Annotated in this window: 12 protein-coding genes; 10 read left to right on the top strand and 2 right to left on the bottom strand. The window is 71.6% G+C overall.

All coding sequences use genetic code 11. The features are described 5' to 3' along the window. The 9 genes from mltG to ABYE80_RS10700 all read left to right on the top strand — a co-directional run. The coding region (gene mltG, locus ABYE80_RS10740) for an endolytic transglycosylase MltG (RefSeq protein ID WP_372790272.1) at positions 1-765 on the top strand (765 nt) is incomplete at its 5' end. Between the two features lie 23 nt (positions 766-788). Beyond that, the gene (gene aroE, locus ABYE80_RS10735; protein WP_372790271.1) at positions 789-1,628 is read left to right on the top strand and encodes a shikimate dehydrogenase; all 840 of its coding nucleotides are present in this window, start codon (positions 789-791) and stop codon (positions 1,626-1,628) included. 19 nt (positions 1,629-1,647) lie between these two features. Then, the gene (locus ABYE80_RS10730) at positions 1,648-3,414 is read left to right on the top strand and encodes a GspE/PulE family protein (RefSeq protein WP_372790270.1); all 1,767 of its coding nucleotides are present in this window, start codon (positions 1,648-1,650) and stop codon (positions 3,412-3,414) included. A gap of 86 nt (positions 3,415-3,500) precedes the next feature. Beyond that, on the top strand, positions 3,501-4,253 hold the full coding sequence (locus ABYE80_RS10725) for a HipA family kinase (RefSeq protein ID WP_372790269.1): 753 nt from the start codon (positions 3,501-3,503) through the stop codon (positions 4,251-4,253). Beyond that, positions 4,246-4,623 (top strand): DUF3037 domain-containing protein, encoded by a 378-nt coding sequence (locus tag ABYE80_RS10720; protein ID WP_372790268.1) that lies wholly within the window; start codon positions 4,246-4,248, stop codon positions 4,621-4,623. The genes ABYE80_RS10725 and ABYE80_RS10720 overlap by 8 nt, the downstream gene beginning before the upstream one ends. 46 nt (positions 4,624-4,669) lie before the next feature. Next, complete coding sequence (locus ABYE80_RS10715; RefSeq protein ID WP_372790267.1) at positions 4,670-4,897, top strand: hypothetical protein; 228 nt, start codon at positions 4,670-4,672, stop codon at positions 4,895-4,897. Beyond that, positions 4,894-5,295, top strand: a complete 402-nt coding sequence (locus ABYE80_RS10710; protein ID WP_372790266.1) for a type II toxin-antitoxin system VapC family toxin — start codon at positions 4,894-4,896, stop codon at positions 5,293-5,295. The genes ABYE80_RS10715 and ABYE80_RS10710 overlap by 4 nt, the downstream gene beginning before the upstream one ends. Positions 5,296-5,353: 58 nt before the next feature. Beyond that, positions 5,354-6,469 carry a type IV pilus twitching motility protein PilT gene (locus ABYE80_RS10705; RefSeq protein ID WP_372790265.1) on the top strand — a complete coding sequence of 372 codons (1,116 nt, stop codon included), beginning with the start codon at positions 5,354-5,356 and terminating at the stop codon, positions 6,467-6,469. Between the two features lie 9 nt (positions 6,470-6,478). Then, complete coding sequence (locus tag ABYE80_RS10700; RefSeq protein ID WP_372790264.1) at positions 6,479-7,687, top strand: type II secretion system F family protein; 1,209 nt, start codon at positions 6,479-6,481, stop codon at positions 7,685-7,687. 29 nt (positions 7,688-7,716) lie between these two features. On the opposite strand, the gene ABYE80_RS10695 is transcribed toward ABYE80_RS10700, so the two are convergent. Continuing rightward, positions 7,717-8,430, bottom strand: a complete 714-nt coding sequence (locus tag ABYE80_RS10695; protein ID WP_372790263.1) for a methyltransferase domain-containing protein — start codon at positions 8,428-8,430, stop codon at positions 7,717-7,719. Between the two features lie 75 nt (positions 8,431-8,505). Between ABYE80_RS10695 and ABYE80_RS10690 the strand changes: the two genes are divergently transcribed. Further along, positions 8,506-9,426, top strand: a complete 921-nt coding sequence (locus tag ABYE80_RS10690) for a carbon-nitrogen hydrolase family protein (protein WP_372790262.1) — start codon at positions 8,506-8,508, stop codon at positions 9,424-9,426. Here the strand turns inward: ABYE80_RS10690 and ABYE80_RS10685 are convergent. Next, on the bottom strand, positions 9,411-10,779 hold a 1,369-nt coding region (locus ABYE80_RS10685), incomplete at its 5' end, for a YdiU family protein (RefSeq protein ID WP_372790261.1). The genes ABYE80_RS10690 and ABYE80_RS10685 overlap by 16 nt on opposite strands.

The following is a 10,779-nucleotide window of genomic DNA, read 5'->3' as shown; positions in this document are numbered from 1 at the left end:
GCGCTGGACGCGCTCACGACCCCGCCGCCGGTCGCCAAGACGGTGAGCGTCACGGTCCCGGAGGGCCGGTCGCGCCAGGAGACGCTCCCGATCATCCGCGACTCCGGCCTGCGCGGCGACTACCTGAAGGCCACGACGTCCCACGAGGGCTTCTCACCGAGCAAGCTCTACGGCGCGCCCAAGGACCTCGGCAGCCTCGAGGGGTTCCTGTTCCCGGCGACCTACGAGCTTCGGAAGAACGCCAACGTGCGGACCCTGGTCGGCAAGCAGCTCGACGCGTTCCGCGAGAACTTCGCGACGGTGGACCTCACCGCCGCGAAGCGCAAGAAGCTGACCGCCTACGAGGTCCTGATCATCGCGTCGATGATCGAGCGCGAGGCCGCCCTGGACCGCGAGCGGTCGCTGATCTCCGCGGTGATCCACAACCGGCTGGAGCAGGGGATCCCGCTGGGGATCGACGCCACGATCAGGTTCCGCCTGAACCAGTGGTCGGAGCCGCTCAAGGTCTCGGAGCTGAACATCGACAGCGACTACAACACGCGGACGCGTCAGGGACTGCCCCCGGGCCCGATCGGCAACCCCGGCATCAAGTCGCTGCGCGCCGCGGCCCGGCCCGCCAGGAGCAACGCGATCTACTACGTGGTGAAGCCCTGCGGCAACGGCGCCCACGCGTTCTCGGACACCGACGCGGAGTTCCAGCGCGACGTGGCCGCCTACAACAAGGCGCGCGACGCCCGCGGCGGCAAGGACCCGAGCACCTGCTGACCGCGGGTCGGCGCCCGGTACGCATGCCCCGACTCGGCGTCCTCGGCTGGCCCGTCGCGCACTCGCGATCCCCCGCGATGCACGGCGCCGCCCTGCGCGCGACCGGCCTCGACGAGGAGGGCTGGGCCTACCAGCACCTGCCGGTCCCGCCGGACCTGTTCGCCGAGACGACGCGGGCGCTGCGCGGGACGGGCTTCGTCGGGGCGAACGTGACGATCCCGCACAAGGAGGCGGCCCTCGCGCTCGCCGATGACGCCACTCCTCGGGCCAGCGCGATCGGCGCGGCCAACACGCTGACCTTCGCGCCCGACGGCACCGTCCACGCCGACAACACCGACGCTCCGGGCACGCTCGCCGCGCTGCCCGACGATCTGCGACTCGCCGGCGCGCGGGCGCTCGTCCTCGGTGCCGGCGGCTCGGCGCGCGCCGTCGTCTGGGCGCTCGTGGGGGCGGGGGCGGACGTGCACGTGTGGAACCGCAGCGCCGACCGGGCGCAGGAGCTGGCGCACGACCTCGGCGCGACGGTCGCGGCGGAGGTCCCCGCCGACGGCGGCGACCTGCTGGTCAACTGCACCTCCGTCGGCCTGCACGATCCGTCCGCCACGTTCAAGGATCTGCCCGTGCGTGCCGATGAGATCCGGGACTTCCGCTGCGTCGTCGACCTGGTCTACCGGGAGGGGGGCACCAAGCTCCTCGACACGGCCGCCCAGTCCGGATGCGCAGTCGTCGACGGGCTGGAGATCCTCGTCCGGCAAGGGGCGCTGAGCTTCGAGCACTGGACCGGGGTCGCAGCACCACTCGACGCGATGCGGGAAGGCGCGCGTGGAACCGACACCAGATCTCGACACCAGGACGGCACCTGAAGGACCGCATCTGCGGCCGGTGTCGGACGTCCCGGGCGAGCATCCCGCCGACCCGGGAGCCCGGGCCCAGCCGGGCCGGGACGGCGTCACGCATCCGGCGACGCGCGGCGGGACCGGCCGCTTCCTGACCGACGTCATCGTCGAGATCGGCGCCGCGTCGCGCGAACGGGTCGATCACGCGATCGACGCGGCCCGTAGTGGCGGGACGACCCCGGAGCAGGTGCTCGTGGAGAGCGGGGTCCTCACGGAGGACGCGCTCAGCCGCGCCGTCGCCGAGCGCTTCGGGCTCGACCACCTCGACCTCGCGACGTTCGCCGTCGACATGGGCGCCGCGAACCTGATCACGAGCGCCGCGGCCAAGCGCTACGACGCCGTGCCCGTCGCCTTCGTCGGCGACCGCGGGCTCCTGGTCGCGATGGCCGACCCCAGCAACGTCCTGGCGGTCGACGACATCGCGCTGATGACGGGCTACGAGGTCCGGGCCGCGGTCGCCAGCCGCGGGGACATCGCCGGGCTCGTCTCCCGGCTCACCAAGCTCGACGACGTCGTCGCCAACGCGACGTTCGCCCAGGACGAGGAGGACGCCGACGCCGCGGCCGAGATCGTCGACATCCGCGAGTCGGCGGACGACGCGCCGGTCATCCGGCTCGTCAACCAGATCGTCGCCCGGGCCGTGGAGCAGGGGGCATCGGACGTCCACCTGTCGCCGGACGGCTCGCAACTGCGCGTCCGCTTCCGGGTCGACGGCGTGCTCAACGACACGACCACCGTGCCCAGGCGCATGGTCAACGGCGTGATCAGCCGCGTGAAGATCATGTCGGACCTCGACATCTCCGAGAAGCGCCTGCCGCAGGACGGGCGCGTGGGGCTGACGATCGACGGGCACACGGTCGACCTGCGCATCGTGACGCTGCCCAGCGTCCACGGCGAGAGCATCGTCATGCGCATCCTCGACAAGAACAGCGTCGTCATGGAGCTCGAGAAGCTCGGCATGGCGGACCTGGAGCTGCGCAAGTTCCGTCGCGCCTACCACCAGGCATACGGGGCGGTGCTCGTCACCGGCCCGACGGGTTCCGGCAAGTCCACGTCGCTGTACGCGGCGCTGGGCGAGGTCAACACGCCCGAGAAGAACATCATCACCATCGAGGACCCGGTCGAGTACCAGCTGCCGGGCATCACGCAGGTGCAGGTCAACCCGCGCGCGGGGTTGACGTTCGCCAACGGACTGCGGTCGATGATGCGCGCCGACCCCGACATCATCATGGTCGGGGAGATCCGTGACCGGGAGACCGCGCAGATCGCGATCGAGTCCGCGCTCACCGGCCACCTCGTGCTGTCGACGCTGCACACCAACGACGCGCCGACCGCGATCACCCGGCTGGTCGAGATGGGGATCGAGCCCTTCCTGGTCGCCAGCGCGATCGACTGCGTGGTCGCGCAGCGCCTGGCACGCACCCTGTGCCAGCACTGCAAGACCCGGACGATCCTCACCGCCGACGTCCTGCGCGAGAGCGGCTTCCCGGCGCGCACCGACGTCGAGGCCTACGAGCCGGTCGGCTGCTCCCGCTGCGGCAGCAGCGGCTACAAGGGGCGCCTGGGCCTGTACGAGGTGATGGAGCTGACCCAGGAGATCCGGGAGCTGGCGATCCACCGGGCCTCGGCGGAGGAGATCACCGCGGCCGCGGTGGCCGGCGGCATGCGGCGCCTGCGCGAGGACGGGCTGGAGAAGGTCCGGCAGGGCCGTACCTCGATCGCCGAGGTCGCGCGCGTCACCGGCACGAACTAGCGCACAGCGCCGCCACCACCGGGTCGTCGGTCGCGACGCCGACGCTCCACCGGCCGGTCCGCCCGGGGCTCGCATAGGCTCCTGGGATGCGGACGGTCACCGCCACGCGATACGTGACGCCGCTGCGTGAGGGCGGATCGCTCCCCGCGCTCGTGGAGGCCAGCGACGACGGGCTCTACGTGACGAAGCTGCGCGGGGCCGGACAGGGACCGAAGGCGCTGGTCGCCGAGGCCATCTGCGGGGAGATCGCCCGCGCGCTGGGCCTGCCGGTGCCGGAGGTGGTGCTCGTCGAGCTCGCGGTCGAGCTGTCCCACGCCGAGCCGGACCCGGAGATCCAGGAGCTGCTGCAGGCCAGCGCGGGGACGAACCTGGGGCTCGACTTCCTGCCCGGGTCGCTGCCCTACACGCCCGCCGGCCGCGTGCAGCCCTCGCCCGAGCTTGCCGCGGACGTCGTCTGGTTCGACGCCCTCGTCGAGAACGTCGACCGCTCGCCGCGCAACCCCAACCTGCTCGTGTGGCACGGGGCCATGTGGCTCATCGACCACGGCGCCGCGCTGTACCGACAGCACTCCGGCGGCGGGCTGGGGGAGGGCGGAGGGTCGTTCCCGCTCAGCGGCCAGCACGTGCTGCTGCCCGTGGCCGGATCGATCGTCGAGGCGGACGAGCGGCTGGCGGCGAAGGTCGACCAGGGGCTGCTGGAGCGCGTCGTCGAGCACGTGCCCATGGCCTGGCTGGACGCGGCCGAGCCGGCTGAGGTGTACGTCGAGGACCTCCTGGCGCGCCTGTCCGGTGACCGGCCGTGGGTCACCATGGCGGAGGAGGCGCGCGGCGGTGCCTGAGGTCTTCCAGTACGCGGTGCTCCAGGTCGTGCCGTCGATCGAGCGCGGCGAGCGGCTCAACGTCGGCGTGGTCGTGCACGCCAGGCGCCTGCAGTTCCTGCAGGTCGCGGTGCACCTCGACGAGGACCGCCTCCGGGCCCTGGCCCCGGACCTCGACACGGACGCGCTGCGCGCCCACCTCGACGGGCTCGAGCGCGTGGCCCGTGGCGATCCCGCGGCCGGCGCGGTGGCCCTCCTGGACCGCTCCGAGCGCTTCCACTGGCTGGTCGCGCCCTCCTCGACGATCGTGCAGGCGGGAGCGGTGCACACCGGCCTGTGCGACGACGCGGAGGCGCTCGTCGCACGGCTGTTGCACGAGCTCGTCCGGTGAGCTCGATGCGTTGACATGCGATCTGCATGCACCTAGCCTGGATCGCATGTCGACGATCCAGATCCGCAACGTCCCAGACGACTTCCACCGTCGGCTGAAGGCGCGCGCCGCGGAGAACGGCCAATCGCTCTCCGACTACCTGCTCGACGAGCTCAGGCTGATCGCTGACCGACCCACGCTGCGGGAGTGGGGGACGATGGTGCTCGAGCGGGACGGCCAGCGGCGGCCCGCGGTCCCTGCAGCGGAGGTCCTCGCCGACGAGCGCCGACGGTGACCTACGTCGTCGTCGACGCGAGCGTGATCGTCGACGCGGTCACGGGGGCGCCGGGCTACGAGCGCACGGTGGCCACGATCGCCGGGTTCGGTGTGCTGCACGTTCCGGAGCACTTCCACGTCGAGGTGCTCTCGGCCGTACGAGGCCTGCACCGCCGTGGACAGATCACGGCCGACGATGCCCGCGATGCGCTCGACCTGGTGGCGGTGTTGCGGGTCCTGCGCCATCCGGTGCTTCCGCTGGCACGCGGGATCTGGTCGCTGCGCGACAGCCTGACCGCCCACGACGCCGCGTATCTCGTGCTGGCGCGGGAACTCGACCTGCCGATCCTCAGCGCCGACCGCACCCTGGCCGCCGCGGCGGCGGCTGAGGGAAGGGCCTTCCGGCTGGACGAATAGGTCAATTCGTCCAGCCGCCTTCAACCGCGGACCGGGCCCCGCCGATAGCAGCCGCACGATGCGGTTCGACTTCGCCGACCTCCTCATGGACGTGCTGGACCGGCACGCCTCCGACCTGCACGTCACGGCGGCGAGCAAGCCGATGGTCCGTGTCCGCGGTCGCCTGACGCCGCTGGAGGACTACCCGGTCCTCGACGGGACGGACACGCGGGAGATGATCTACTCGATCCTCACCAACGATCAGCGGCAGCGGCTGGAGACCGACTGGCAGCTCGACTTCGCCTACGCGGTCCCGGGGCGGGCGCGGTTCCGCGTCAACGCCTACTTCCAGCGCAACGCGATCGGCGCCGCCTTCCGCCTGATCCCCGCCCAGATCGTCCCGATCGACGACCTCGGTCTGCCGCCCGTCGCCCACGACCTGTGCAACAAGCCGCGCGGGCTCGTGCTCGTGACCGGACCGACGGGCTCCGGCAAGTCCACCTCGCTGGCGGCCATGATCGACGAGATCAACGCCACCCGCGAGGAGCACATCCTCACGATCGAGGACCCGATCGAGTTCCTGCACGGGCACAAGAAGTGCATGGTCAACCAGCGGGAACTGGGCGCGGACGCGCAGACGTTCGCCGCTGCCCTGAAGGCCGCGCTGCGTCAGGACCCGGACGTGATCCTCGTCGGCGAGATGCGCGACCTGGAGACCATCTCCACAGCCCTGACCGCGGCGGAGACCGGGCACCTCGTCTTCGCCACCCTGCACACGCAGAGCGCCCCGTCCACGATCGATCGCGTCATCGACGTGTTCCCGCCGCACCAGCAGCAGCAGGTCCGCGTGCAGCTGTCCATCGCGCTGCAGGGCGTCATCACGCAGACGCTCATCCCGACCGCCGACGGGGCGGGCCGCGCGGTCGCCTGCGAGACGCTCGTGCCGACCGCGGCGGTCCGCAACCTCATCCGCGAGGGCAAGACCCACCAGATCCCGTCCGCGATGCAGACCGGGTCCGCCCACGGCATGCAGACGATGGACGCCGCCCTGGCGGGGCTCGTGCGCTCCGGGAAGATCACCCAGCGCGTCGCGGAGACGCGGTCCTCCACTCCCGACGAGCTCCGGCGCCTGCTGGGCGCCACCGGGCTCGGCGGGGCGAGCGTCGGCGGGCCGCCCCCGGCGATGGCGGCCTAGGGAGGCGCCGTGGCGACCTACGTCTTCAAGGCGATGGACCTCACCGGGGCGAAGGCCCAGGGCGAGGTCGAGGCCGAGAGCAAGCAGGCGGTCGGCGACCAGCTCAAGCAGCGCGGGCTGATCGTCCTGGACATCGCCGACAAGCACACGTCCAAGCAGATCAACATCGCGCTGTTCGACCGGATCAAGCCGGACGACCTCACGATCATGACGCGCCAGCTCTCGACGATGGTGAGCTCGGGCATGACCATCCTGCGCGCGCTCTACGTGCTCGAGGCGCAGACCGAGAACGACAAGCTCAAGGACACCCTGGTCGCGGTCCGCAAGGACGTCGAGGCCGGCCTGCCGCTGTCGGACGCGCTGGAGCGCCACCCGAAGGTGTTCGGGCCGCTGTTCGTCGCGATGACGCGGGCGGGGGAGACCGGCGGTGTGCTCGACCAGTCCCTGCTGCGCGTCGCCGACCAGCTGGAGAAGGACGCAGCGCTGCGCCGCCAGGTCAAGTCCGCCATGGCCTACCCGGGCGTCGTCATCAGCTTCGCCCTCCTCACCCTGATCGCGCTCGTCGCGTTCCTCGTGCCCGTGTTCGTCGGGGTCTTCGACCAGTTCGGCGGGGAGCTGCCGCTCATCACGCAGTTCACCGTGAGCCTGTCGAAGATCATGACCGGCTACTGGTACGCCCTGATCGGCGGCACGGTCGGCGCCGTCGCCCTGTTCCGCCGCTGGAAGACGACCCCGAGGGGCCGCGCGCAGTGGGACCGCTTCAAGCTCCGCGTGCCGATGAAGATCGGCGACATCGTCCAGAAGGTCGCCCTCGCACGCTGGTCGCGCACGCTCAGCGCCCTCGTCACCGCTGGCGTCCCGCTCCTGCAGGCGCTGGACATCACCGCCAAGACCTCGGGCAACCACGTCGTCGAGCAGGCGATGGCCGACGTCTCCACCAGCGTCAAGGGCGGCGGCACCATCGCCGACCCGCTCAAGGCCTCACCCGTGTTCCCGGGCATGGTCGCCCACATGGTCGGCGTCGGCGAGGAGACCGGTGCCCTCGACACCATGCTCACCAAGATCGCGGACTTCTACGAGGACCAGGTCGACGCGGCCGTCAAGCAGCTCACCTCGATCCTCGAGCCCGTGATGATCGTGCTCGTCGGCGGCATGGTCGGCTTCATCGTCATCTCGATGTACATGCCGCTCTTCAAGGTGTACGACTCGATCCAGTAGGGGGCAGCGGTCGCCAGCCGCCCGTACCGCTACGCGCGAGGCGCGACCGCGACGAGCTCGACGTTCGTCGAGACGAGGTTGAGCACGGGTACCCGCTCGAGTACGCGGTTGAGCGTCCAGAGGGGCCGCGCGAGTGCGGGCAGGCGGTCGCCGGTGCGGTTGAGGGGCACCATGTTCGCGCGCCACGAGGCCGTGATCCCGAAGCCGTGGCTCGCCACGAGCTCGCGGGCGCTTCGGAGGGTGTAGAGGCGGTCGTCCGGCAGGTGTCCGTGCCAGTAGCTGCCGGTGTGCTTGCCGATCTTCTCGGTGTACGAGAACCGGTTCGGGAGCTTGAAGACGTAGAGGGTGCCGCCGGGCTTCAGGACGCGCTTGATCTCCTCGAGGCTCCCGTCCGGGTCGCCCACGTGCTCGAGGACGCCCATGCTCAGGACCGCGTCGAAGGTGCCGTCGTCATAGGGGAGCGCGACCGGGTCGTCGCGTTCGATGTACGCCTCGAGGTGCGGGTAGTGCGGCAGGGGCTTGACGCCGCTCTCCGGGTCGGCCTCACGCTCGCTGCGCTGGGGCCGGTAGTCGAAGGAGCTGACCTGCAGGCCGCGCTGGTGGAGGCCGTCGCTGTTCTGGCCGTGGCCGCACCCCCAGTCCAGCACGGTGGTGTGCCCGCCGGCCGCCACGAGGTCGAGCAGCTCCGTGTACGAGCGCTGGGTCAGGGGTGAGCGGAGGTTGAGTTCGTAGTTGAACGCCATTGCTGGCGCCAGCATAGAGAGGGCGCGCCGGAGAAGGCCTCGGTCGCGCAGGTGCGTCAGGAGTAGTGTCGGCGCATGCCGAGCTTCGAGACCGTTCGCGTGGCCGCGATCCAGGCGACGCCTGTCGTCCTCGACGCGGAGGCCTGCATCGAGAAGGCGGAGCGCCTGCTGCACGAGGTGGCCGATCAGGGGGTCCGGCTGGCGGTGCTGCCCGAGTGCTTCGTCCCGATGTACCCGTCGGGGTCGTGGGCCGGCGCCACCAACCCGTGGGCGGGGGCGTTCGACGAGCTGTGGGAGGCGCTGTGGACGAACAGCGTCGACGTGCCCGGACCGGCGATCGACCGGCTCGTGGCCGTGTGCCGTGAGCGGGACCTGTACTGCGTGATCGGCGTCAACGAGCGCGAGTCGCAGCGGCCCGGGAGCCTGTGGAACACGATGGTCCACCTCGGGCCGGGTGGCCTGCTGGGCAAGCACCGCAAGTTGATGCCGACCGTCCACGAACGGCTCTTCCACGCGATCGGGGCCGGCGACGACCTCGGTGTCGTCGACACGCCGGTCGGCCGGGTGGGCGGGCTGATCTGCTGGGAGAACTTCATGCCGCTGGCCCGCTACGCGGTGTACCGCGGCGGACCGCAGATCTACGTGGCGCCGACCGCCGACGACTCCGAGCGGTGGCTGAACTCGATGCGCCACATCGCGTACGAGTCGGGGGCGTTCGTGGTCTCCGTGCCCCAGTACATCCCGGCCGCGGCGTTCCCGGAGGACTTCCCGATCGCCCTGCCGGAAGGCAAGGAGGTCCTCGGCAACGGCGGGGCGGCCATCATCGAACCGGTGGGTGGCACGGTCGTGGCCGGACCGCTGTACGGCGAGGAGGGCTACGTGATCCACGACTGCGACCTGTCCGCGGCCCTGAAGGCCAAGCGGACCTTCGACGTGACCGGGCACTACGGCCGCGAGGACGTGCTGCTCGGCCTGCTCGGTCAGGTTCCGCAGTAGGTCACGTAGGTCCCGGCGTCCGCGGGGGCCGGCCGGGCGTGCTCCTCGAGTCCGGACCGCTCCCGGAAGGGCTGGGTGACGGCCTCCAGCAGCTGCCGGTAGGGGCTCAGGTCGCCCAGCGTCGCGCGGGTCAGGGCGTCCTCGACGAGATGGTTGCGGGGGACGTACACGGGGTTCACTCGGTCCATCGCCTCACCGTCGGGCTCCAGCGCGCGCCAGCGGGACAGCCAGGCATCGAGCCCGGCCGCCACCGGGACGAGGGACCGCACGGCGGTCTCCTCACCCTGGGCGGCGGCGGCGAGCGCGCGGAACCAGGACGTCCAGTCGACCTCGTGCTCGTGCAGCAGCGTCAGGAGGTCCTCGACCAGCGACCCGTCGGCCCGCGGGCCGACGCGCAGGCCGAGCTTCGCGTGCATGCCCTCGCGCCAACGGCGGTCCAGGTGCTCCGGGAACGTCGCGAGGACCTCCATCGCCGCGTTCGCCGCGGACTCCTGGTCCTCGGGGTCGATCACCGGTAGCAGCGCCTCCGCGAGACGCGCGAGGTTCCACTGGGCGACCTGCGGCTGATTGCCGTAGGCGTACCGGCCGCCGTGGTCGATGGAGCTGAAGACCGTCGCGGGGTCGTAGGCGTCCATGAACGCGCAGGGCCCGTAGTCGATGGTCTCCCCGGAGATCGCCATGTTGTCGGTGTTCATCACGCCGTGCACGAAGCCGACGAGCATCCATTGCGCCACGAGCTCGGCCTGCCGCCGCACCACCGTCGAGAACAGGGCCAGTGCGGGACGGTCGGCGTCCGCGGTCTCGGGGGCGTGGCGGGAGATCGCGTGGTCGGTGAGCCGCTGCAGCGCGTCGCGGTCGCGCAGGGTGGCGGTCGCGTACTGGAAGGTCCCGACGCGCAGATGGCTCGACGCGATGCGCGCGAGCACCGCCCCCGGCAGCAGGGTCTCGCGGCGAACGGCCTCACCGGTGGCGACGACCGCGAGCGCCCGCGTGGTGGGGATGCCCAACGCGTGCATCGCCTCCGAGATCAGGTGCTCCCGCAGCATCGGCCCCACCGCGGCCCGGCCGTCCCCGCCACGGGCGAACGGGGTCCGGCCCGAACCCTTGAGGTGCACGTCGCGTCGGACGCCGTGCTCGTCGAGCACCTCGCCGAGCAGCAGCGCGCGACCGTCCCCGAGCCGCGGCGACCACCCGCCGAACTGGTGCCCGGCGTACCCCTGGGCCACGGTGGTCAGCCCGGCGACGCCGGGACCCGTGCCGGTGAGCAGCCGGACCCCGTCGGGGGTGCGCAGCGCGGCGGGTTCGGCTCCGAGCTCGCGGGCGAGGTCCTCGTTGAGGACGAGCAGCTCGGGC

The organism is Paraconexibacter sp. (assembly GCF_041602235.1).
Lineage (GTDB): Bacteria > Actinomycetota > Thermoleophilia > Solirubrobacterales > Solirubrobacteraceae > Paraconexibacter.
This window is presented reverse-complemented; position numbering and strand designations above follow the sequence as displayed.

Bases quoted from the DNA above. Each gene is read 5' to 3' on its own strand.
- aroE (WP_372790271.1), top strand. From the start codon at position 789: ATGCCCCGACTCGGCGTCCTCGGCTGGCCCGTCGCGCACTCGCGATCC.
- ABYE80_RS10725 (WP_372790269.1), top strand. From the start codon at position 3,501: ATGCGGACGGTCACCGCCACGCGATACGTGACGCCGCTGCGTGAGGGC.
- ABYE80_RS10715 (WP_372790267.1), top strand. From the start codon at position 4,670: ATGTCGACGATCCAGATCCGCAACGTCCCAGACGACTTCCACCGTCGG.
- ABYE80_RS10705 (WP_372790265.1), top strand. From the start codon at position 5,354: ATGCGGTTCGACTTCGCCGACCTCCTCATGGACGTGCTGGACCGGCAC.
- ABYE80_RS10695 (WP_372790263.1), bottom strand. From the start codon at position 8,430: ATGGCGTTCAACTACGAACTCAACCTCCGCTCACCCCTGACCCAGCGC.
- ABYE80_RS10690 (WP_372790262.1), top strand. From the start codon at position 8,506: ATGCCGAGCTTCGAGACCGTTCGCGTGGCCGCGATCCAGGCGACGCCT.